A 22752-nucleotide genomic window follows, 5' to 3' on the forward strand; every position below is an offset into this window, starting at 1 on the left:
CGTGGGTGGCCTGGTCCCCCCGGCGACGTCGCTGGTCGAGGGACTGCCGGAAGCCTTCCTCGGCAGCGACTTCACGACGGGTCTGATCGCCGCGTTCGACGACGTCATCGGGTCCGTGGGCGCCACCCTGGACGACCTGGACGCCTATCTCGACCCGCAGTACGCGCCCGACGACTTCGTGCGGTGGGTGGCGTCCTGGCTCTCCCCCGCGATCGCCGCCCGTCGGGACGCCGAGCACCTGCGCTCCCACCTCGGGGACCTGCGCCGGGCGCTGCTGGGCCGCGGGACGCTCGACGGGGTGACCGCGGCCGTCCGCGCGTGCACGGGTCTGGACCCGGACGTGCGCGACTCCGGCGGCGTGTCCTGGAGCAAGCGACCCCAGGGGGCGTTCCCCGGCCGGTCGGCGCCGCTGCTCGAGGTCGACGTGCGGATCTCCGACGACGAGCCCGACCCGGACGCCGTGCTCGATCTCGTGCGGTTCGTCGTGGACGACGTCAGGCCCGCGCACGTACCGGCAGCGGTCCGGCGAGCACCGGCGTGACGGGCGCGCCGACGGGCACGCCGACCGGCATCGGGACGTCCAGCTCCGCGAGCACCTGCGCGTACTCGCGCCGCGCGGCGGCGGCGGCGGCCGGCTGACCGTCCGCGGCGAGCGCGTCGACCAGCCGCATCCAGAGGCTGTCCTGGTACCGGTCGAGCGCGAGCGCGTGGCGCGTGACGTGGATGGCCTCCCGACCGTCGCCCGCCGCGGCGCACAGGTCGGCCAGCGACTGGCACGCCCGCACGACCGAGCCGCGCACCTCGTCGCGCTCGCCGGTGACCCACTCGGCGGGTCCGTCGTCGGGCAGCAGGTCGGCCGTGAGCTCCCGCACGCCCGCTGCGAGGCTGCGCCGCCCGCCGTCGGCGTCGCCCCGCTCGAGGGCCGACCGTCCCGCTGCCAGGTGCCGTTCGACGCGGCGCACGTCGTGGCGGTCGGCCGCCCCGAGGTGCAGTGCGTAGCCGCCGCCGGTGCGCCGCAGCACGGACGTCGCCGGGGTCGCCGTCGCCGGGTCGAGCAGGCCACGCAGCGCGCTGATCGCGACCTGGAGGCTGTGCTGGGCGCGGTCCGGGTCGCGCCCCTCCCAGAACCACTCCAGCAGCCGCTCGCGGTGCACCGGTCGCGGCGCGTGCAGGGCGAGCGCCCGCAGGAGCGCCTGGTGCTGCGGGCGCAGCGCGTCGAGCGGGACCGGGACGCCGTCGCGCAGCACGGTGAATCCCCCGATGCACCGGACGTCGAGCACGGGGGGTGCCGCCACCACCACGCTCGCGGTCGACGAGCGCAGCCCCCGCAGCACGAGGGCCGTCCACGTGGTCGCACCGCAGGTGCGGGCCAGCCGTGCTGCCCGGACGCGCCCCTGGGCGGTGCCCGCGGCGAGCAGCGCGAGCGTGTGCGGGAGCGGACCGACACCGGCGGCGACCCGTTCGACGTCCGCCGTCCCGCCCGCGCGCCGGCATCCGGCCCGCCCGTCCTCGACCGCGGCCATCGTCGAGCACCACGTGGCGAGCGCGGGAGCCCCGAGCCCGGTGAGCTCGGACGCGAGCTCCGCGTGCTCGTCGGCGGTCAGCATCCCCGCGGGCAGACCCGCGACGGCACCGAACAGCCCGAGCAGTGCCGCGCCCCACCGGTCGCCGATCGCGGCGCACCGGTCCCTCAGGTGGCACAGGGCCTCCCGCGCGGTCTCGGGCCGGCACGCGAGGTCGAGCCCGTCGGCGAGCCGCTCGAGAGCCGGTGCACCGAGCATCTTGGCGGCGACGGCCGCGCGCTCGCGGCTCTCCGCGGCCTCCGGCCGGAACGACAGGGACAGGCTCACCGCCTCGCCCAGCAGGGCGACCGCCTCGAGCGCCGAGGGCAGGGTCGGCAGCTCCGAGACCGCGGAGAACTCCCGGGCCGCCGCAGCGAGGTCTCCGGAGGTCAGCTGCGCGACCGCGTACGCGAGCCGGCGCGGGGCGTCCGTGGGGCGCGGCTCCGCGAGCTGGCGCCGGGGAGCGACGAACGCGTCCCGGGTCAGCGTGACCCAGTCGGAGACGACGCCGAGCGGCGGGTTCAGCCAGCTCTGCACCATCCGCAGCTCGTGGGCGGCCAGCGCGCGCCCGGTCGCCGTCTCCACCCGGGACCCGGCCAGCCGGTACGCCTCGAGCGCCTCCTCGAGCACGCCGTCCGCCACGAGCCGACGCGCGAGCGCGAGCGCGACCCACGGGTCGGTGTCCCGGATCGACGGGGGCAGCTCGTCGATCCACGAGCCCGGGCGCTCCGCCAGCTCGCCCCCGCCGATGGCGAGCACCCGTTGCGCGGCGTCCCAGTCGTGCGCGCGGCACGACGAGCGCAGCGCCGCGTCGAAGTCGCCCTCGCGCAGCGCCAGCTGTGCACCCCGCTGGTGCAGCTCCCGCGCGCGGGCACCGCCGTCCCGACCGACGAGGACGTCGAGCAGGTGCGCCCGCATCACCTCGTGGCAGCCGTAGACGGTGGACTCCGCGTCGGCGACGGCGTTCAGCAGCCCGAGCCGGTGGGCCTGCTCGAGGAGGGCGGCGGCGTCCGTGCTGCCCAGCAGGTCGTCGCACCGTGCGGCGGTGAGCGTGGCCAGCACGGCGGTCCGCACCAGGAAGTCCCGCAGCGGAGCCGGCACCTGGTCGAGGACGTGCCGCGCCAGGTAGTCGCTCGACAGCTGACCGCCCCCGGCCCCCAGCAGGCGCGCACGGCTCGATGGCGGCCGCCCGTGCGTGGCCAGGTGGAAGAGCTCGAGCCCCGCAGCCCAGCCGCCGGTCCGGTGCGCGAGGTCTGCCACCTCGTCGGCGCGCAGGCGGGTGCCGTGACAGGTCCGGAACAGCTCCTCGACCTCCCACGTCCGGAAGCGCAGGTCCTCGGCGCCCAGGACCGTCGCGGTCCCGGCGAGGTGCCGCGTCAGGGCGGTCGACGTCACGGTCCGCGAGCCCAGGGCGACGCGCAGGTGCACGGGCTGGTGCACGAGCAGACCTTCGACGACGCCTGCCGCCGCCGTCCCGTCGATCGACTGGAGCTCGTCGAGGACGAGCAGGGCGGGACCGTCGAGCAGCTGCTCGAGCGCCGCGACGGCGTCCTCGGTCGACTGCCACGGTGCCCGCTCGGCCACCCCCGGGACCAGGTCCGCGCACGCGACCTGCAGGTGCGCGAGGACGGCGGTGGCGCTCCCGAGGGCACCGTCGAGCGTCAGCCACGCGACCGGCGCGGTCGCCCGCGCCGCGACGTGCGAGAGGAACGTCGTCTTGCCGCACCCGGCGGCCGCCACGACGCTGACCAGGGGCTGCGCCGACGGACCGACGACCGGGTCGAGCAGCCGGTCCCGCGGCAGCCCGCGGGGCGCAGGGCGCCGGGTGCGCGAACGCAGGACAGTCGGGTGCCCCTCAGCCCCCGACACAGCACACCTGGCTCGACGTCGTCACTCTGCCCCCGCAAGACCGTCGCGTACGCTGACCCTAGCCGTCGGGCGATTCATCCGAAAGGGTGTAAATCCGACGTCGGAGCACGGGGGGTGAGGTCGTACGGTCACGGAGCCTGGGGGCGGGTCCGCGGACGCGCCCGAACCTGCACTCGACGACGAGCTCGCCGACCTGCTCGCGCCTGCCGACCTGGAGTTCCAGGCCGGTCCGACGACACCGATCCGCGAGCCGAGCGCGCCCCCCGCCCGAGCCGCCGGGTCCCGACAGCCCGCCTCGGAGTGCCGGCCCGACGACCGACCGGCATCGCTGCCCGCTCCGGAGCCAGACCTCGAAGCCTCCACGCCCGTGCCGGTGGATGAGGGTCCATCCGCGCGCCCCGGTCCGAGGTCCGACCACCCGTCGCCCGTCGCGCTGGACGAAGGCCCGACCGCCCGCCCCCTACCCAGGTCCGACCACCCGTCGCCCGTGCCGCACTCGGAGGCCGACCTCCTCGCCGGGGTCGACGCGCACCACCGGCCCGCGACCGACCCGTCGGCCCGCGCCACGAGCTCCGCGCCTCCGGTCGACCCGGTCGTGGTCGGGCGGCGCTTCCAGCCCGTCCCCGGCGGCGCTCTGCCGCGCCCTCACCCGAGCGACCCGCTGATGGCCGCCCTCCTGGCCACCCCGGCGGCCCCGGTGTTCGCGGTGACCGCGGGCACGGTCCGACGGGCGCCCGCGCAGGTCTCGGCCGGGGCGGTCGAGCTGCGGGCACCGGACGGCAGCGCGCTCGTGCTGCTGGGCGGGTCGACGGTCGCGTGGGTCGTCGACGACGAGGAGCCCGTCGTCGCGGGTGCGGTGCTGGGGATCGTCGCCGGCTCCCCCGGTGACCCACCCGGCGATCCGCTGCTCGTCCTCGCGATCGACCCGTCGGGGACCCAGGTCGACGCGGTCGAGCTGCTGATCGGCCTGCCCGACCCCGGCGAGCTCGACCTGCTGGGCTCGGACCCCGGGGCAGGCGTCGACCCGTACCACCTCGACCTGGAGCTTGCCGCGTCCGTGCGACCCGTCGGGGAGGCGCCATGATCGTCTGCGCGCGGTGCCACCACGAGAATCCCGACGGCACGCTCCTGTGCGAGACGTGCCGGACGTACCTGGGCTGGTCGGCGGCCGCCCCAGCCACCACGCCCGCCCCCGCGCTCGCCCCGGAGGACGCGGAGCCGCCGGTTCCGGCGGAGGACGCCGCCGCGCCGGCTCCCGCCTCTCCACCGGCGCCGGTCTCAGCTCCCGCCCCTGCCGCTCCACCCGTCTCGCCCCCGCCACCTGCGCCCGTCTCTCGGCCCAGGCCCGTCGCCCCGCCCGCACCTGCGGCCCGGCAGCCGCTCCTGCCGGCCCCCCCGACGGCACCCGGCGCGCCCGCCGTCGCCCCCGGCGCGCCGAAGGCTCCCGCGCCGATCACCGTCCGGACGGCCGGCGGACCCGGCACCCGCCAGCCGGTGACCCCCGTCGCCGTCCCGGCGGCGCCGTCCGGACGGCCCGCCCCCGTCGTCCCGCCGCCCGTGTCGAAGCCCGCACCGGCCCCGACCGAACCCGATCCCGCACCGACGCGATCTGCACCCTCGCCGTCCGCTCCCGAAGCGACACCGACGTCTGCTCCGCCCGTGTCCACCCCGACGACGTCCGCTCCCGCAGCACCGCCGGCCGACCCGGCCGCCCCGCCTGCGCCGCCGGTCCGTCGCCCGCCGACGACCGTGCGACCGGTCCCCGTCGTCCTGAACCCCACGGAGACCGAGGCGCGATCACGCGAACGTGCCACTGCCCGGGAGGCGCCGGAACGCACGATCGGCGTGCGCGTCGCCGCGGGCGAGGCCCGGATCGCTCCGCGCGCACCGACGGACCCGGACCACCCCACGGGCACCCCGACCCCACCGAACGCGTTCGACGCGGTGCTCCCGACCGACGTCGGCGCGTACGGCGGCCCTCCCGACGACCGCCCGGCCGCCCTGGAGCAGCCGGCCCCGGCAGACGCCTGGCAGAGCTTCGAGGACGCGACCCGGTGCCCGGCGTGCGGGCGCGCGATCGCGGTGTCGCGCCGGTTCTGCCGGTGCGGCGCGACGCTGGTCCGGGCGGCTCCACCGAACGTCGACCCGGAGCCGCCGCGGGAGCCCTGGTACCGACGGTTCCTGGGCGGGTTCCGACGGGGACGGGGCTTCTGGCGGCGGATGCGGGCCGCGAACAACGGCGTCCGGGTGCGCTACGACCAGGCCCGGTCGGCGCAGGTGCACCTGGTCGAGGTCACCGCGGTGCTGGCTGCCCTCGGCATCACCGCCGTCTTCGTCCTGCCGAGCACCGCGCAGATCGAGAACCAGGTGGTCGAGCAGGTGACGGCGCTCGACCCGCGCGGGTACAGCGTGATCGAGGACGTCACGGCCACGACCGATCCGGCGACGCCGCCGGAGCCGGGCTTCGACCCGAAGTACGCGGTGGACGGGATGACCGGCCGCGCCTGGGCTGGTGTGTGGGCGCCACCCGACGATGCCGGACCGAAGTGCCGACGGCCGGGCGGCACGGACACGCTGGTGCTGACCCTGCCGGAGCCGGCCGACGTGGACCGGATCGCGTTCAGCGCGGGCCTGCCGGAGACGAGCCCCGACCGGGCGACGCAGGACCTGCCGCGTCAGGTGGACGTGAGCTGGGGCGACGCGGCCGACCAGTGCGCGTCCTTCACCCTGACCGACTCGCCGGACCTGCAGCCGTTCGACATCGACGCCACCGACGTCTCCGAGGTGCGCGTCGCCGTCATCAGCGTGCACGAGACCCCGGACCCGCCCGAGACGCGGCACGTCGCGTTCAACGAGGTGCAGCTCATGCAGCGCGGGGCACCGGGGCTCGACGTCCCCGTCCCGTGACCGAGGTCAGGCGGGTGTGTCGGGCCGGCGCGCGACCAGCAGGTGGTGCGGGTGCACGCGGCGGGCGTCCAGCCGGTGCAGCTCGACGTCCAGCCCGAGCTCCGTCAGCCAGCCACCCATCGTGGCCGGGTCGACGAAGTCGAACGACGAGCCCTCGGTGATGCGCAGGACCTTGACCGAGAGGGTCTCCTGCACGGTGTTCCAGCGCACCTTCCACCGCGGGCGGGTGCCCATCTCCTTGACGACGACGCGTCCGCCGGGGGCAAGGTCGCGCACGGCCTCGGTCAGCAGTCGACGCTGCTCGGCTGCCGGCAGCAGGTAGAGGACGTCGACGAACACCACGACGTCCCAGGGGCCGGCCGGGACCGCGCCGTCGGGCGCTTCGCGGATCTCCAGGTGCTCGACCGCACGCGCTGCCACCTGCGCAGCGGCGATCTTGTCGGCGTCGATGTCCACGCCCAGGACCTCGCGCGTCGGGTCCAGGAGCGCGGCGTAGGCGCTGAACAGGCCGTGGCCGCAGCCGATCTCGAGCACCCGGCCACCCGGCGGCAGGGCGGCCGCGATCGCGGGGAACGGGGCGCTGAACCAGCGGACCGCGACGTGCGAGCGCACCCCCGCGGGCGCGGACCGGTAGAGGTCGAGCGCGGCGCGGCCGGCGGCGTCGGGCCGGCGGCGCGTGGTCGTCGTCATGCGGCACCGTCCGAGGTGGTCAGGGAGGCGAACCCGCCCAGGGTGTACCCCGCGGCGGCGATCTCGTCGCGCACCGCCGGGTCCAGGAGCATCGCGAGCTCGTCGGCCCACTGGTAGTCCCACGTGAAGCGACGCAGGTCCGTGTCGCCGGCCTGCGCGGGGTGGGTGTTGATCTCGAGGGTCGGTGCCCCCCGGCGCGCCGCGTCGGCCAGCGTCCGGCGGAACCGGGCGGCGTCGAGGTGTCCGGCCTCGTCGAGCCCCGCGTAGTCCTCGGTCGTGGCGCGCCCGGCGGCTCGCAGCGCCGACCGGGTCCTACGGGACAGGAACCGGACCCCGAGCCCGACGGGCGCGTGGGAGTGGCTGCCGGGGAGCCGGACGGCGGGGACGCCCGCGTCGCGTGCCAGCTCCGCGACCACCGTCGCCACCGCGGGCCACAGGTGGGTGTGCTGGTGGGTGTCCACGTGCGTCACGGGGACACCGACGCCGCGGACGCGCTCCAGCTGCGCGTGCAGCTCGCGGCGGACGTCGTCGGGGTCGAGACGACCGGAGAGCCCACGACCCACGACCGTGCGGTAGCTCAGCGGGAGCGCCCCGCGGGAGTCGACGAGCGTCGGGATCTCCCGGGCGGACAGCAGCGGCGGGTCCTCCCCGACCAGCGCGAGGTGCGCACCGAGCTCGAGCGTCGGCAGGTCCCGCAGCATCGCCGCGGCGTCGTCGAACGCGCTGCCGACCGCCAGCAGGGACGTCGCCGTGACGATCCCCGCCTCGTGGGCCCGACGCACCGCCGCGTTGACGCCGCGGGTCAGCCCGAGGTCGTCGGCGGTGACGATGAGCAGACGCGTCACGACGGGACCGAGGAGCCGACCACCGGGACGACGTGCTTGAGCTCGCTGCGCAGCCGGACCATCTCCCCCACCATCGTCCGGATGACCCCGAACGAGGACAGGGTCGAGACGCCGCGGGTGCGGGGGAAGTAGTCGACGCCGATCTGCAGGATCTGGAACCCGGACCGCTGCGCCCGGATCACGAGCTCGGCGTCGATGAACGAGCCCTCGCTCTTGAGCGTGACGTGGTCCAGGACGCGTCGGCGGCACAGCTTGAACGCGAAGTTGATGTCCCGGATCCGGGTGCCGAACGCGAGCTGGACGATGCCGTTGTAGAAGAACGAGTAGATCGCGCGCCGCGGCCCCTCGCCCGTGCGGTCCAGCCGGTAGGCGCTGACCAGGTCGACCTCGTACATCTGCAGCACGCGCAGCGCACGCGCCACCTCCGTCATCTCGAACGGCAGGTCCGCGTCGGTGTAGAGCACGACGTCGCCCGTCGCAGCGGCGAACCCGGTCTTGAGGGAGCCACCGAGCTTGCGGTTGACGTCGTGGTGCACCACCCGGACGTGCGGGTCGGCAGCGGCCATCGCGTCGGCGAGCTCGGGGGTCGCGTCCGTGGAGGCGTCGTCGACCACGATGAGCTCGTAGTCGAGGATCCGCCCTTCCGCCACGAGGTCGTCGCAGACCGTGCGCGCGGCACCGACCGCGCGGTGGATGTACAGCTCCTCGTTCCACATCGGGAAGAAGATCGAGAGCTTCTCGAAGGGTGCGGGTGTGTGGGGTGCGACCGTCACGAGACCGGAACCGATCTGCCGAAGAGGTAGGTGAGGAAGAAGAGGAGCGCCGCACAGACGCCCAGGACGGCGACGCGGACCCAGCGGTGCCGGACACCGGCGAGGAAGTCCCCGGCGGCGGCGATGACCGGGAACGCGACGAGCACATAGCGCCCGGTGCCCATGAAGTCCTTGGTGCCGATCAGCGGGATGAGCAGCACGACGGCGGCGAACGCGAGGTAGCCCCACCCGAACAGCCGCCACACCCGGCGCAGCAGGAGCACCGCGCACAGGACGGCGATGGCCTGCAGCGTGAGGATGGCCGCGACGTCCCACGGTCCCTTGATGAGCGTGCCCGCATAGATGATCTTGAACCACGTGCGGGGGCCGACGCCCTGGTTCCAGCCCGGCGCCGACTCGACCTCGATCCACGCCAGCGGGTGCCCGAACTCCAGCCCCAGGTAGACGCACCACGCGACGATCCCGAGCACCGCGGTCAGCACGCCGAGATGACGCAGCCGCACGTCGCGCACCGCGGAGACCAGGTCGCGCCAGCCGACAGCCGTGCGAGGGGCCTCGACGGCGTCGGTCGCCGAGGCGCGCCGTGACTCCGCGAGCATCTCGAGCGTGCGGATCACCAGCCCGGCGGCGACCGCGATCCCGACCGGCCGCCCGGCCGTGGCCAGGGCACCGACCAGGCCGGCGGCGAGGTACCACCGGCGCTCGAGCAGGAGGAACGCGCTGATCGCGCAGAGCAGGAACAGGGAGTCGGCGTACATGGCGCCGTACAGGAAGAACGAGTACGGGTAGACCAGCAGGAGGGCGATCGCCAGGATCGCCGACCGGCGCGGCAGCCGCTGCCACACCCACCGGGCGAAGAGCAGCGCCGCGGCGAGCCCGGCCAGCACCCCGAGCAGGGACCCCGCCAGCTGGACGTCGCCCAGCACCCCGCCCAGACCTCGCACACCCAGCGGGTACACCGGGAAGAACGCGATCGAGGACTGCACCCCGTCCACATAGTGGTAGCCGGTGCTGGCGATGGACCAGTACCAGGCGGCGTCGCCCTGGTACCACCCGTCGAGCCAGCCGGGACCCTGCAGGAACGGCGCCGGCCGAGGCCCGCTGCGGTAGATGGTGGTCAGCGCCAGGAGGGTCGACAGGGCGACCGAGACGGCGACGAACGCCCCAGCGACCACCGGCCACCGCAGGCGGCCGTTCGACTGCGGCTCACGGACCACGCCGTGCGTGACCTCGTCCTGCGCGTCGTGCACCTGTGCTCCTTGCGATGGATCCTGCCCCCACGACGTCAGCGTGGAGCATAGGGTGCCTCGGGCACGTCGCGTGCGACCGGCACGCGTGACGGGACGACTGGGGGTCTGCGGTGGGGCTCGCGCTGGTGTGCGTCGGGGTGGCCGCCCTCTGCTCGGGGACGGCGATCGTGCTGCAGGCCGTGGCCGCGCGACGGCTGCCCGCGGACGTGCGGCTCGACGCCGCCCTGGTCGGCGGCCTCGCCCGGAGCCCGCTCTACCTGCTCGCGCTCGGCCTCGTCGCCCTCGGCTTCGCCCTGTCGTTCGTCGCCCTGCGCACGCTGCCGGTGTTCGCCGTCCAGGCGGGGCGCGCGTCGAGCCTGGCCGTCGCCGCGATCCTGTCCGTGATCGTGCTCGGCGCCCGGCTGCGCTGGACCGACTGGCTGGGGCTCGGCAGCCTCGCGGTCGGGCTGGTCGTGCTCGCCCTCGCCGTGTCGCCGCAGACCACGACAACGCCGACCCCCGGGGCCACGTGGTTCGTCGTCGGTGCGACGGTGGCCATCGCGGCGCTCGCGGCCACGCTCGCGCTCGGGCCACCCACGCCATGGCGGGGTCTCGTCCTGGCCGCCCTGGCCGGCGCGGCGTTCGGGGTGCTCGCGCTCGGCGCGCACACGGTCGACGTCTCCGCGCCGATCGAGGTCCTGACCGATCCCGTGGCCTGGTGCGCCGGCGTGTGCGGCGCCCTCGGGCTGGCCGTGTCCGCGCTCGCGCTGCGACGGGCCGCGGTGGTCCCCGTGACCGCGCTCATGGTCGGCACGGAGACCGTCGTCGGTGCCGGCCTGGGCATCCTCCTGGCCGGCGACCGGCCCGCTCCGGGTGCGGGACCCGCGTCGGTCGTCGCCTTCGCGCTCGTCCTGACAGGGGCGCTCGTCGTGGCCCGGTTCGGGTCACCCTCGACGGACGAGACCGAGATCGGCTCGTCGGACCCGCGGGCTGCGCACGCCTAAGGGTGCGCGGCCTGCCAGGCCGCCCACGCGCTGGACAGCACCTCGGGGACCCGGCGCTGGGCCGTCCAGCCGACCTCGTCTCGGATCCGGTCCACCGCGGCGACGACCGACGCAGGGTCCCCCGCACGGCGCGGCGCGACCTCGGGTGCGGTGTCGAGCCCGGTGACCTGGGCCAGCAGAGCGAGAACCTCCAGCACGGACGCGCCGTGCCCGGTCCCCACGTTGTAGACGTCCCGCGGCAGGTGACCGGCCTCCAGCCGGTCCAGCACGGCGACGTGCGCCTGCGCCAGGTCCTGGACGTGCAGGTAGTCGCGCACACAGCTGCCGTCCGGCGTCGCGTAGTCGGTGCCGTAGACCTCCGGGCGCCCGCCGCGGGTGAGCCGGTCGAGCGTCTGCGTGACGAGGTTCGTCACGCCGGTGTCCCCGAGCTCCGGCCGGCCCGCGCCCGCGACGTTGAAGTACCGCAACGAGACCGCCCGCAGGTCGCTCGACCGGACGACGTCACGGACCAGCATCTCCCCCGCGAGCTTGCTGCGCCCGTACGGGTTCACCGGCCGGGTGGCGTCGTCCTCGCTCACCGGCGCACCGCCGCAGGACCCGTACACGGCGGCGGACGACGAGAAGATCATCGTGCCCACCTGCGCGGCCTGGGTGGCACGCAGGACGTTCGCCAGCCCTCCGACGTTCTGCGTCAGGTACCAGAGCGGACGGGCGACCGACTCCTCGACCCGCTTGCGGGCGGCCAGGTGCACCACCGCCGTGACTCCGTGCGCACGGCACGCCTCGGTGAGCGGGACGACGCTGGACGGGTCCGCCAGGTCCAGCCGCACGATCGGCGCCCCGCCGACGCGGTCGGCACGACCTGAGCTGAGGTCGTCGGCGACGAGCACCGCGCGGCCGGCGGACTGCAGCACGCGCACCACATGGGCTCCGATGTACCCGGCTCCCCCGGTCACGAGCACGGTCACGGGCTGGACAGTAGCGGGTCCGCCACGGGCTGCGTCGGTCGTGCCCACCTGCCGCCGCGCGCCGCGCCGTCGACGCCCCCACACTGTTCCGATGCGAACCCTGGGTGTCGAGGAGGAGTTCCTGCTGGTCACGCCGGAGGGGCGGCCGCAGCCGGTGGCGGCGACCGTGCTCCGGCACGCGGCCGCCGTGCTGCACCCCCCGACCGACGAGCCGGGTGGCGACCTGGAGAAGGAGTTCAAGCAGGAGCAGATCGAGACGTCGACACCCCCGCGCGTGGACCTCGCCGAGCTGGCGGCCGAGATCCGCGCCGGCCGAGCCCGGACCGACGTGGTCGCGCGGGAGGCGGGCGCGCGCATCGCGGCGCTCGCCGCCCCTCCGCAGGTCGTCGAGTCGACCGTGCTGCCGGACCGTCGTGCCTACGCCATCCGGGCGGAGTTCGGGGCGACCGCACGCGACCAGCTCACGTGCGGGTGCCACGTCCACGTCTCCATCGCCGACGAGGAGGAGGGCGTGCGCATCCTCGACCACCTCCGGCCGTGGAACGCGGTGCTGCTCGCCCTGTCCGGCAACAGCCCGTCCTGGCAGGGCACCGCCACCGGCTACGCGTCGTACCGGTCCCAGGTCTGGGGACGCTGGCCGACGGCAGGACCGACCGCACCCTTCGGCGACGCGGCCGGGTACCGCGCGGTCATCGACGACCTGCTGAGCACGGGGGCGATCCTCGACGAGGGGATGGTCTACTTCGACGCCCGCCTCTCCTCGCGGTACCCGACGGTCGAGGTGCGCGTCGCGGACGTGTGCCTCGACGCCGACGACGCCGCCCTGCAGGCCGCCCTGGTGCGCGGGCTCGCGGAGGCCGCGATGGGCGAGCCCATGCCGCAGCCGCGCACCGAGCTACTGCGGGCGGCGACGTGGCGCGCGGCACGGTCGGGTCTCACGGGCGACCTGGTGAGCCCGCTGACGGGCAAGCCGCTGCCCGCGGCGGAGGTCGTCGCGCAGCTCGTCGACCACGTGCGCCCCGCGCTGGCGGAGGCCGGCGACCTGGAGTGGGTCGAGCGCCAGGTCGCGACGGTGCTGCGGCGCGGCAACGGCGCGATCCAGCAGCTGGGCTGGCGGGCCGAGGGCGCGGACGACGACGAGGTCGTCCGTCGCGCGGTCGACCGGACGCTGGCCCCCTAGAGCAGGTCGGTCAGGGGCACGTCGGGATCCGCCAGCCGGTCGTGGTCGATCACCGCACCGGAGCGGATGAGCGCCTGCACGTCGTCGACGACGTCCCACACGTTGACGTTCATCGCGGCCAGCACGCGCCCCTCCCGTCGCCAGAAGGCGATGAGCTCCCGGCCCTGCAGGTCCCCGCGCACGACCACCTCGTCGTACCCGTGGGCACCCACGTACCCGACGTACTCCATGCCGAGGTCGAACTGGTCGGTGAAGAAGTAGGGAAGCTTGTCGTAGGGCTCGTCGGCACCCACGATCGTCGCGGCGGCGGTCGCCGGCTGGTTCAGGGCGTTCGCCCAGTGCTCCACCCGGACGTGGGTGCCCAGGAGCGGGTGGTGCGCACGGGCGATGTCACCGACGGCCAGCACGTGGGGGTTCGAGGAGCGCAGGTGGGCGTCGACGACGACCCCGTTCTCGACGTGCAGCCCGGCCGCCTTCGCCAGGTCGACGCGCGGGGCGGCCCCGATCCCGACGACGACCAGGTCGGCGTCGACCAGCGTCCCGTCGGCCAGCTCGACCGCACCCACGTGCGTCCCGTCACCGGCGGCCACGATCTCCGAGATCTCGGTCCGCGTCCGCAGGTCGACCCCGTTCTCCCGGTGCAGGTCCGCGAACATCGCGGCGAGCTCCGGGCCGAGCACGGCGAGGAGCGGCAGCGGGTCGCGCACCAGCACGCTCACCTCGCAGCCGGCCGCACGCGCGGCGGCGGTGACCTCGAGGCCGATCCAGCCGCCGCCGACGACCACCACGCGCTTGCCGGCCGTCAGCAGGGTGCGCAGGCGGTCGCTGTCGTCGAGGGTGCGCAGGTGCACGACGCCGTCGAGACCCGCGCCGGGCACGTCGAGCCGGCGCGGCTCCGAGCCGGTCGCGAGAACGAGGTGGTCCCAGGCCGTCCGCGTCCCCGAGCCGTCGACGACGTCGCGCGCGCCGACGTCGATGGAGCGGACCGTCGTGCCGAGGCGCAGGTCGACGTCGTGCGCGGCGTACCAGTCCGCCGGGTGCACGAACGCCCCGTCGCGCTCGTCGCTGCCCTGCAGGTAGCCCTTCGACAGCGGCGGGCGCTCGTACGGTCGCTCGGTCTCGGCGCCGAGCAGGACGATCCGCCCGTCGTAGCCCCGCTCCCGCAGCCCCTCGACCGTCTTCGCCCCTGCCAGCCCGGCACCCACGACCACGACCTGACCGCTCACGTCACTCCCCTGCCCTCGTCGGACCTGCCGCCGACGGCAAGCGCACCAGTTCACGCGCGCGGACGCAATGGGCCGGGGTGTGTCGAAGTCCACCCCGTTCACCGTCTCGCACCCCGCGCCGGATGCGCGGGCGGCTGGCACCCTGGGGCCATGCAGATGTGGCCGGGACGCCCCTACCCCCTGGGCGCCACCTATGACGGGAGCGGGACGAACTTCGCCCTGTTCTCGGAGGTGGCTGAACGAGTCGAGCTGTGCCTGATCGCCGATGACGGCACCGAGACCCGGACGGACCTCACCGAGGTCGACGCGTTCGTGTGGCACGGGTACCTGCCGGCCATCACGCCCGGGCAGCGCTACGGCTACCGCGTGCACGGGCCGTACGACCCGGCGCAGGGCCACCGCTGCAACCCGAACAAGCTGCTGCTCGACCCGTACGCCAAGGCGATCGACGGGCAGATCGACGGCGACCCGTCGCTGTACTCGTACGAGTTCGACGACCCGGAGAAGCGCAACGACGCCGACTCGGCCGCGCACACGATGACGTCCGTGGTCATCAACCCGTACTTCGACTGGGGCCACGACCGGCCGCCGCAGCACGAGTACCACGAGTCGGTCGTCTACGAGGCGCACGTTCGCGGCCTGACGATGCAGCACCCCGCCGTGCCGGAGGAGCTGCGTGGCACCTATGCCGGGCTGGCGCACCCCGCGGTCATCGAGCACCTCACGTCGCTCGGCGTGACCGCGGTCGAGCTGATGCCCGTGCACCAGTTCGTCAACGACCCGTCGCTCGTCGAGAAGGGGCTCTCGAACTACTGGGGCTACAACACCATCGGGTTCTTCGCGCCGCACAACGGCTACGCCGCGTTCCAGCACGCCGGCCAGCAGGTGCAGGAGTTCAAGGCGATGGTCAAGGAGCTGCACGCCGCCGACATCGAGGTCATCCTCGACGTGGTCTACAACCACACCGCCGAGGGCAACCACATGGGCCCGACGCTGAGCTTCCGCGGCTTGGACAACGCCAACTACTACCGGCTCGTGGACGACGACCAGGCGCACTACTTCGACACCACGGGCACCGGCAACTCGCTGCTCATGCGCTCGCCGCACGTGCTCCAGCTGATCATGGACTCGCTGCGGTACTGGGTGCTGGAGATGCACGTCGACGGTTTCCGGTTCGACCTGGCCGCGACCCTGGCCCGTCAGTTCCACGAGGTCGACCGCCTGTCGGCGTTCTTCGACCTGGTGCACCAGGACCCGGTCGTCTCCCAGGTCAAGCTCATCGCCGAGCCGTGGGACGTCGGCGACGGCGGCTACCAGGTGGGCGGGTTCCCCCCGCTGTGGTCGGAGTGGAACGGCAAGTACCGGGACACGGTCCGCGACTTCTGGCGCGGCGAGCCGTCCACGCTCGGGGAGTTCGCCAGCCGCCTGTCGGGCTCGTCGGACCTGTACGAGCACACGGGCCGGCGGCCGATCGCGAGCGTCAACTTCGTCACCGCGCACGACGGCTTCACCCTGAACGACCTCGTGTCCTACAACGAGAAGCACAACGAGGCCAACGGCGAGGGCAACAACGACGGCGAGAGCCACAACCGGTCCTGGAACTGTGGCGTCGAGGGTCCGACCGACGACGAAGCCGTCCGCGCACTGCGCGCCCGGCAGCGGCGGAACTTCCTGACCACGCTCCTGCTCTCGCAGGGCGTGCCGATGCTCGCGCACGGCGACGAGCTCGGCCGCACCCAGCAGGGCAACAACAACGTGTACTGCCAGGACGGGCCGATCTCGTGGATCGACTGGGACCTGGACCAGGACGAGACCGACCTGCTCGAGTTCACGCGGCGCCTGGTGCGGCTGCGCCAGGACCACCCGGTGTTCCGGCGGCGGCGCTTCTTCGCCGGCGAGCCGGACCTCTCGGACGAGTCGGACCTCCTCGACCTGGCCTGGCTCGGGCCGGACGGCCACCACATGCAGGACGAGGCATGGGCCGCCGACCATGCGCGGGCCGTCATGGTGTTCCTCAACGGCGACGCGATCGCCGAGCCGGACCTGCGGGGCCAGGAGATCGTCGACGACAGCTTCCTCGTGCTGTTCAACGGCCAGCCCGACCCGGCCACGTTCACGCTGCCGCCCGCGCGGTTCGGGGACGTCTGGACGGCGGTCGTGGACACGGACTCGCAGATCGAGTCCGGCAGCACGGTCGACGCGGGGACGACCCTCGAGCTCCGCGAGAAGTCGATCATCGTGTTCACCCGGCCCTCGATCTTGCCGTCCCCGACCTCGTCGGGCATCGGCGCGGTCGCGGCAGCGGCGAGCGAGGCGGCCAAGCAGGTCAAGGGCCGTGGGCACGGGGAGGCGGCCGACGACAAGCCGAAGCGACGCACCACGAAGCCGCGCCCCAGCGCATGAGCGAGCCGCGCCCGACCCCGACCCGCCGCCTGCCGACGGCGGGCCGGCCCGTCCCGGGCTCGACGTACCGGCTGCAGCTGGGCGTGGACCTGACGCTCGACGATGCGGCGCGCCGCGTGCCGTACCTGGCGTCGCTGGGGGTCACGCACGTGTACCTGTCGCCGATCCTGCGGGCGGCCCCGGGGTCGACCCACGGGTACGACGTCGTCGACCACGACGAGATCGCCCCCGAGCTCGGCGGTCTGCCCGCGTTGCGCCGCCTCGCGTCCGCGGCGCACGACGCGGGCCTCGGGCTGGTCCTCGACATCGTGCCCAACCACATGGCCGTCCCGACGCCCGTGTGGCACAACCGCGCCCTGTGGTCGGTGCTCGCGGAGGGGGCCGACTCGCCGTACGCGGACTGGTTCGACGTGGACTGGTCCGCGGGGGACGGCGCGGTGCTCATGCCGGTGCTCGGCGACCGGATCGGCGCGGTGCTGGGCCGCGACGAGCTGGCGCTGGACGAGGTCGAGATCCCGGGCGAGGGCACGCGCACCGTGCTGCGCTACCACGACCACGTGTTCCCGGTCCGGCCCGGCACCGAGTCGCTCTCCCTGGCGGAGCTCGTCGAGCGCCAGCACTATCGGCTCGCGTACTGGCGGGTGGCCGACGAGGAGCTCAACTACCGGCGCTTCTTTGACGTCGGCACGCTGCTCGCGGTCCGCGTCGAGGACCCGGCCGTGTTCGACGCGACGCACGCCCTCGTCCTGTCACTGCTCGCGGACGGCACGATCGACGGCCTGCGCATCGACCACCCCGACGGTCTCGCCGACCCGGCGGGCTATCTCGCCCGGCTGCGCGAGGCGAGCGGTGGAGCGTGGGTGGTCGTCGAGAAGATCCTCGAGGGCACCGAGACGCTCCCGCCCGACTGGGAGACCGCCGGCAGCACCGGCTACGAGGCGCTCTGGCGGATCCAGGAGACGTTCGTCGACCCCGGCGGCGCCGCGGTCCTCGGGGCCGTCATGCACCGGGTCACGGGCGACACGTCCGACGCGTTCCCGGCGATGGCGGAGCAGGCCAAGCGCGAGATCGTCGACGGTCCCCTGTACGCGGAGGTGCACCGGCTGACCTCGCTGGCGGCCGACATCTGCCGCGACGACCTGCGCCTGCGCGACCACACCTGGCGCGCGCTGGAGGACTGCCTGATCGAGCTGCTCGTCGCGTTCGACCGCTACCGCGCCTACGTGGTGCCGGGCGAGCCCGTGCACCCGGAGTCGCTGGAGGTCATGCAGACGGCTGCCGCGCACGCCCGCACACGGCTCTCCGTGGAGCGCAGCGCGACGATGGACGTCGTCGTCGACCTGCTGCTGGGCCGCGAGGTCGGCAGCGCCGGGCGCACGCGCGGGGCGCGCCGCGACGAGCTGATCGTGCGGTTCCAGCAGACCTGCGGCGCCGTGATGGCCAAGGGCGTCGAGGACACCGCGTTCTACCGCTGGACCCACCTGACGGGCCTGTGCGAGGTCGGCGGTGCGCCCGAGCAGTTCGCCCTCACGCCCACCGACCTGTCGGCGTGGGCGGCGCAGATGCAGGTGTCCGCGCCGCTGGGCATGACGACCCTGTCCACGCACGACACCAAGCGCGGCGAGGACACCCGGGCCCGGCTCGGGGTGCTCAGCGAGCTCCCGCGCGAGTGGTCGGCCCTCGTCGACGACCTCCGTGCCGCGTCGGCCCCGTACCGCAGCGCGCTGCTCGACGGCCGGACGGAGTACCTGCTCTGGCAGACGCTCGCGGGCACGTGGACGGACGACGGCCCGATCGCCGAGGACCGGCTGGTGGAGTACCTGACCAAGGCGATCCGGGAGGCGAAGAACCGCACGACGTGGACCGCGCCCGACGAGCCGTACGAGGCCGCGGTGCTCGACGCCGCACGGCAGGCGCTGGTCGACCCCACGGTCGCCGAGCTGTTCTCCGGCTGGGAGCTGCGGACCCGGGCGGCCGTGCGCGCCGCGACGCTCGGCACCAAGCTGGTCCAGCTGACGCTGCCCGGCATCCCGGACGTCTACCAGGGCACCGAGGTGCCGCACCCGGTCCTCGTGGACCCGGACAACCGCCGGCCCGTCCCGCTGGAGCCCCTGGTCGCCCGCCTGGCCCGGCTCGACGACGGTGCCGGTCCGCGCGACCTGGCCGACGAGAAGCTGCTGGTCACGTCCGCGTCGCTGCGCCTGCGCCGGTCCCTGCCGGAGGCGTTCGTCGGTCCCGACAGCGGTTTCCTGCCCCTCGCCCACTCGTCCGGGCACTCGCTCACCTACGCCCGGACGGTCGCCGGGCACCCGCGCGTCGCGGTCGTCGCCACACGTCTGGCGGCCGCCGTCGACCGGCTCGGCGGCTGGGCGGACCACACCGTCGCGCTCCCCGACGGGGACTGGCACGACGTGCTCACCGACCGGCCCGTGACGGGCGGGGTCGTCGACGTCGGACCGCTGCTGGACCGGCTGCCGGTCGCCCTGCTCGCCCGCGCGGAGGGCTGAGGCGTGCTCCCCGGCGTCTGGGCGCCGACCGCCGCGCGCGTCGACGTGGTCGTCGGCGACGAGCACCACCCGCTGACCGCCGACGGCGAGTGGTGGGTCGGCGACGTCGACCTGGCGCACGGGACCGACTACGCCTTCTCCGTCGACGGGGGCCCGCCGCGGCCCGACCCGCGCAGCGCATGGCAGCCGCACGGCGTGCACGGCGCCAGCCGCGTCTACGACCCCGCGACCTTCCCGTGGACCGACGAGGGCTGGTCCGGCGTCGACGTGCGCGGGCACGTGACGTACGAGCTGCACGTCGGCACGTTCAGCACGGGCGGCACGCTGACGTCCGCGATCGCGCACCTCGACGAGCTGGTCTCGCTCGGCGTGGACCTGGTCGAGCTGATGCCGGTCGCGCCGTTCAGCGGGGTGCACGGCTGGGGCTACGACGGCGTCGCGACGTTCGCCGTGCACGAGCCGTACGGCGGACCGGCCGGCCTGCAGGCGTTCGTCGACGCCGCGCACGCCCGGGGCCTCGGCGTCTGCCTCGACGTGGTGCACAACCACCTGGGCCCGTCGGGCAACTACCTGGGCGAGTTCGGGCCGTACTTCACGGACGCCCACCAGACGCCGTGGGGCTCCGCGGTCAATCTCGACGGCCCGGGCTCCCCCGAGGTGCGCCGCTGGGTGTGCGACAGCGCGCTGCGCTGGTTCCGCGACTTCCACGTGGACGCCCTGCGCCTGGACGCCGTGCACGCGCTCATCGACCTCTCCGACCGGCACGTCCTGTCCCAGCTCTCGGACGAGGTCGCGGCGCTGGCCGGGTCGCTGGGCAGGCCGCTGTCCCTGGTCGCCGAGTCCGACCTCAACGACCCCGTCTCGGTGACGCCGACCGCCGACGGCGGCTGGGGCATGACGGCCCAGTGGGACGACGACGTGCACCACGCCGTCCACGCGCTGGTGACGGGCGAACGCCACGGCTACTACGGCGACTTCGGTTCGCCCGAGGTGCTCCGCAAGGCACTGACCAGCGTGTTCGTCCACGACGGCGAGCTGTCGACGTTCCGTGGGCGCCGCTGGGGCCGGCCGGTGCCTCCCGGGACGGACGGCCACCGGTTCGTCGTCGCCGCGTCCACGCACGACCAGGTGGGCAACCGGGCGCTCGGCGACCGCCCGTCGGCCCGTCTCGACCCCGGCCGGGTCGCCGCCGAGGCGGCGCTCGTGCTGCTCGCCCCGTTCAGCCCGATGCTCTTCATGGGTGAGGAGTGGGGCACGCGCACGCCGTGGCAGTTCTTCACCGACCACCCCGAGCCCGACCTGGCCGCAGCCGTCCGCGACGGCCGGCGACGCGAGTTCGGCGGCCACGGCTGGGACGTCCTGTACGGCGGCGACATCGAGGTGCCCGACCCGCAGGACCCCGCCACGTTCCGCGCGAGCATCCTCGACCGCACGGAGCTCGACGACCCGGCGCACCCCGAGCACGCCCGCCTGCGCGACTGGTACCGGTCCCTGATCGCCCTGCGCCGCACGGTTCCGGACCTCGCGTCCGGCGACCTGTCCGCGACCGACCTCGTGTGGGGCGGCGCGTCGGAACGCGACCAGGACGACGTGCCGTGGGACGGCTGGATGGTGCTGCACCGCGGCTCGGCCCGCGTGGTCGTCAACCTGTCGGGCGAGGAGGCCGCCGTCCCGGTTCGCACCGACGGCCCGGTCGACGTGGTCGCGGCGTGGGACCCCGCCTCGGTGGAACCGACCCCCGGCGGCGCGCTCGTCCGGACCGCGCCGCGGTCGGTCGTCGTCCTGGCGTGACCGCGGCGCCAGTCAGGCCAGGTCATGGTCCCCGCCCGCGAGGGCACGGGAGGCATGCTCGACCGTGCGCTCGCGCGTCACGGACCGACCGCTGAACGCGGCGGCCCCCAGCAGGCACAGGCCCGCCGTCGCGGTGAGCAGACCGGAGACCGCCTCCCACCACGGCTGCGCGTCGAAAGGCCCGATCGCGTAGGAGAAAGTGGCCACGAGCGGGGTGGCGAGGATCAGCGCGACCGCCGCACCCAGCGGCCAGCCGCGGCTGGCGACCGCGAACCGCACGAGCAGGACCGGCGGGACCAGGGCCCACACGAACACGGTCACGTCGGCACCGACCGGCTCGACCACGCTGCCGGTGAGACCGGAACGCACGATCGCGACGCCCACCGCCCCGGTTGCCAGCACGGCACAGAGCAGCGCCACGGCGGAGGCGATGCCTGGCCGGCGACCGAGGAGCGCCCACGGCAGCGGCACGGACGCGAGCGCGAGCATGAGCAGCGACCACCCGGCCAGCTGCGCGGCTGCGCCGACGGGCTCCCACGGGAGGGTGGGTGCCAGGAAGTCGTAGAGATGGTCCTGCCGGAGGGCGCACAGCGTGTCGTCGACACCGCCGGCCCACGGGCAGGCACCGCCCCAGCGCTGCCACGACGCGGCGTACATCAGGGCACCGGACACTCCGAGCAGCACTCCCACGACGACCCTCAGGACCCGCAGCACCATGCCCCAGTGTGGGACCCGCCGCCGCCGCTCGGAAAGCACTCAGCCGACGAGCGCGGCGCCGTCCGCGGCGAGCGAGCCCAGCCGGGACAGCGCCCGGTAGTACTTCTTGCGGTACCCGCCGGCCAGCATCTCGGCCGAGAACAGGTCACGCTCCCCCGCACCGCCCAGCAGCACGGGCACGTCGCGGTCGTAGAGCCGGTCGACGAGCACGACCAGCCGCAGCGCGACGTCCTGCGTCGGGACGGCGTGCACACCGGTGACGGCCACGAGCCCCACGCCGTCGAGGAGGGCGCCGTAGCGGCTCGGGTGCACGGTCGCGAGGTGCGCGAGCAGGTCGCCGAAGTCGTCGAGCGTCGCGTCGGTCCGGGTGCCTGCCGCGGCGCGGACCTCGTCGTCGTCGAGCCCGTCGGCGTCGGTGACGACCGACCGGTGCCGGTAGTCGTCGCCGTCGACGCGCAGGACCTCGAACCGGGCCGAGAGCGCCTGGATCTCGCGCAGGAAGTCCTCCGCCGCGAACCGGCCCTCGCCCAGCGAGCCGGGCAGCGTGTTCGACGTGGCCGCGAGCGCGACCCCACGGTCGGCGAGCTCGCGCAGGAGGCGGGACATGAGGACGGTGTCGCCGGGGTCGTCGAGCTCGAACTCGTCGATGCAGACCAGGCGGCGGGTAGCGAGGGCCTCGACGGTCGGCAGGAACCCGAGGGCGCCGACGAGGTTGGTGTACTCGACGAAGGTGCCGTACGCCGCGTCCTGGACGCCGACCGCGTGCGCCAGCGACGTGAGCAGGTGGGTCTTGCCGACGCCGAACCCGCCGTCGAGGTAGACCGCGACGGGGGTCGCCCTCCCGCGCTTCCAGAACGACTTCTGCCCACCGCGTCGGACCTGCTCGGCGGCTGCCGTCAGCCGGGTCACCGCGGCGGCCTGCGACGGGTGCGCCGGGTCGGGCCGGTAGGTGGCGAAGGACTCGTCGGCGAAGTGCCGGGGCGGGACGAGCTCGGCCAGGAGGCGGTCCGGCGGCACGACGGGTCGACGTTGCGTCAGGCTGGGGACGCCCGGGGTGGTCACGGTCGAGCAGCCTACGTCG

Annotated in this window: 17 protein-coding genes; 8 read left to right on the top strand and 9 right to left on the bottom strand. The window is 74.6% G+C overall.

Going from position 1 to position 22752, the window contains the following annotated elements; translation table 11 throughout:
- Position 1 precedes the first annotated feature (1 nt).
- Positions 2-541, top strand: a complete 540-nt coding sequence (locus tag ACXJKF_RS08390; RefSeq protein ID WP_456787281.1) for a hypothetical protein — start codon at positions 2-4, stop codon at positions 539-541.
- Here ACXJKF_RS08390 and ACXJKF_RS08395 read toward each other — a convergent pair.
- Positions 495-3431 (bottom strand): BTAD domain-containing putative transcriptional regulator, encoded by a 2937-nt coding sequence (locus tag ACXJKF_RS08395; protein ID WP_456787282.1) that lies wholly within the window; start codon positions 3429-3431, stop codon positions 495-497. The genes ACXJKF_RS08390 and ACXJKF_RS08395 overlap by 47 nt on opposite strands.
- Before the next feature lie 487 nt (positions 3432-3918).
- On the opposite strand from ACXJKF_RS08395, the gene ACXJKF_RS08400 reads away from it, so the two are divergent.
- Both ACXJKF_RS08400 and ACXJKF_RS08405 read left to right on the top strand, forming a co-directional pair.
- Complete coding sequence (locus tag ACXJKF_RS08400) at positions 3919-4515, top strand: hypothetical protein (RefSeq protein ID WP_456787283.1); 597 nt, start codon at positions 3919-3921, stop codon at positions 4513-4515.
- A 575-nt stretch (positions 4516-5090) separates the two neighbouring features.
- Positions 5091-6338, top strand: coding sequence for a hypothetical protein (locus tag ACXJKF_RS08405; protein WP_456787284.1), 1248 nt, complete (start codon positions 5091-5093; stop codon positions 6336-6338).
- A gap of 6 nt (positions 6339-6344) precedes the next feature.
- On the opposite strand, the gene ACXJKF_RS08410 is transcribed toward ACXJKF_RS08405, so the two are convergent.
- From ACXJKF_RS08410 to ACXJKF_RS08425, 4 genes are read right to left on the bottom strand one after another with little or no spacing between them, the layout of a single operon-like run.
- Positions 6345-7028 carry a class I SAM-dependent methyltransferase gene (locus ACXJKF_RS08410; RefSeq protein ID WP_456787285.1) on the bottom strand — a complete coding sequence of 228 codons (684 nt, stop codon included), beginning with the start codon at positions 7026-7028 and terminating at the stop codon, positions 6345-6347.
- Positions 7025-7873, bottom strand: a complete 849-nt coding sequence (locus tag ACXJKF_RS08415) for a ChbG/HpnK family deacetylase (RefSeq protein WP_456787286.1) — start codon at positions 7871-7873, stop codon at positions 7025-7027. The genes ACXJKF_RS08410 and ACXJKF_RS08415 overlap by 4 nt, the downstream gene beginning before the upstream one ends.
- Complete coding sequence (locus ACXJKF_RS08420) at positions 7870-8646, bottom strand: glycosyltransferase family 2 protein (protein WP_456787287.1); 777 nt, start codon at positions 8644-8646, stop codon at positions 7870-7872. Before ACXJKF_RS08420 ends, ACXJKF_RS08415 begins: the two co-directional genes overlap by 4 nt.
- On the bottom strand, positions 8643-9896 hold the full coding sequence (locus tag ACXJKF_RS08425) for a hypothetical protein (protein ID WP_456787288.1): 1254 nt from the start codon (positions 9894-9896) through the stop codon (positions 8643-8645). The genes ACXJKF_RS08420 and ACXJKF_RS08425 overlap by 4 nt, the downstream gene beginning before the upstream one ends.
- 110 nt (positions 9897-10006) lie before the next feature.
- Here ACXJKF_RS08425 and ACXJKF_RS08430 point away from each other — a divergent pair, with 110 nt between their 5' ends.
- Complete coding sequence (locus tag ACXJKF_RS08430) at positions 10007-10879, top strand: hypothetical protein (RefSeq protein WP_456787289.1); 873 nt, start codon at positions 10007-10009, stop codon at positions 10877-10879.
- Here the strand turns inward: ACXJKF_RS08430 and galE are convergent.
- Entirely contained in the window at positions 10876-11847 is a 972-nt protein-coding gene (gene galE, locus ACXJKF_RS08435; RefSeq protein ID WP_456787290.1) for a UDP-glucose 4-epimerase GalE, read from the bottom strand. The genes ACXJKF_RS08430 and galE overlap by 4 nt on opposite strands.
- A gap of 91 nt (positions 11848-11938) precedes the next feature.
- Here galE and ACXJKF_RS08440 point away from each other — a divergent pair, with 91 nt between their 5' ends.
- Positions 11939-13027: a carboxylate-amine ligase gene (locus ACXJKF_RS08440; protein WP_456787291.1), complete on the top strand. Its 1089-nt coding sequence runs from the start codon at positions 11939-11941 to the stop codon at positions 13025-13027.
- Here ACXJKF_RS08440 and ACXJKF_RS08445 read toward each other — a convergent pair.
- Positions 13024-14253, bottom strand: coding sequence for an NAD(P)/FAD-dependent oxidoreductase (locus ACXJKF_RS08445; protein WP_456787292.1), 1230 nt, complete (start codon positions 14251-14253; stop codon positions 13024-13026). The genes ACXJKF_RS08440 and ACXJKF_RS08445 overlap by 4 nt on opposite strands.
- A 150-nt stretch (positions 14254-14403) precedes the next feature.
- On the opposite strand from ACXJKF_RS08445, the gene glgX reads away from it, so the two are divergent.
- The 3 genes from glgX to treZ are packed head-to-tail and all read left to right on the top strand — an operon-like array spanning position 14404 to position 20954.
- Positions 14404-16656 (top strand): glycogen debranching protein GlgX, encoded by a 2253-nt coding sequence (gene glgX / locus ACXJKF_RS08450; protein ID WP_456787293.1) that lies wholly within the window; start codon positions 14404-14406, stop codon positions 16654-16656.
- Positions 16653-19163 (top strand): malto-oligosyltrehalose synthase, encoded by a 2511-nt coding sequence (treY, locus tag ACXJKF_RS08455; protein ID WP_456787294.1) that lies wholly within the window; start codon positions 16653-16655, stop codon positions 19161-19163. Before glgX ends, treY begins: the two co-directional genes overlap by 4 nt.
- A gap of 3 nt (positions 19164-19166) precedes the next feature.
- Positions 19167-20954: a malto-oligosyltrehalose trehalohydrolase gene (treZ, locus tag ACXJKF_RS08460; RefSeq protein WP_456787295.1), complete on the top strand. Its 1788-nt coding sequence runs from the start codon at positions 19167-19169 to the stop codon at positions 20952-20954.
- Between the two features lie 12 nt (positions 20955-20966).
- On the opposite strand, the gene ACXJKF_RS08465 is transcribed toward treZ, so the two are convergent.
- Both ACXJKF_RS08465 and zapE read right to left on the bottom strand, forming a co-directional pair.
- Positions 20967-21671, bottom strand: a complete 705-nt coding sequence (locus ACXJKF_RS08465) for a hypothetical protein (protein WP_456787296.1) — start codon at positions 21669-21671, stop codon at positions 20967-20969.
- A gap of 39 nt (positions 21672-21710) precedes the next feature.
- Positions 21711-22733, bottom strand: a complete 1023-nt coding sequence (gene zapE / locus ACXJKF_RS08470; RefSeq protein WP_456787297.1) for a cell division protein ZapE — start codon at positions 22731-22733, stop codon at positions 21711-21713.
- Between the last annotated feature and the right edge of the window lie 19 nt (positions 22734-22752).

The organism is Cellulomonas sp. P5_C5 (genome assembly GCF_054049655.1).

Excerpts from the sequence above, each read along its gene's own strand:
- ACXJKF_RS08410 (WP_456787285.1), bottom strand. The coding sequence starts at position 7,028 with ATGACGACGACCACGCGCCGCCGGCCCGACGCCGCCGGCCGCGCCGCG.
- ACXJKF_RS08440 (WP_456787291.1), top strand. The coding sequence starts at position 11,939 with ATGCGAACCCTGGGTGTCGAGGAGGAGTTCCTGCTGGTCACGCCGGAG.
- glgX (WP_456787293.1), top strand. The coding sequence starts at position 14,404 with ATGCAGATGTGGCCGGGACGCCCCTACCCCCTGGGCGCCACCTATGAC.
- treY (WP_456787294.1), top strand. The coding sequence starts at position 16,653 with ATGAGCGAGCCGCGCCCGACCCCGACCCGCCGCCTGCCGACGGCGGGC.
- ACXJKF_RS08465 (WP_456787296.1), bottom strand. The coding sequence starts at position 21,671 with ATGGTGCTGCGGGTCCTGAGGGTCGTCGTGGGAGTGCTGCTCGGAGTG.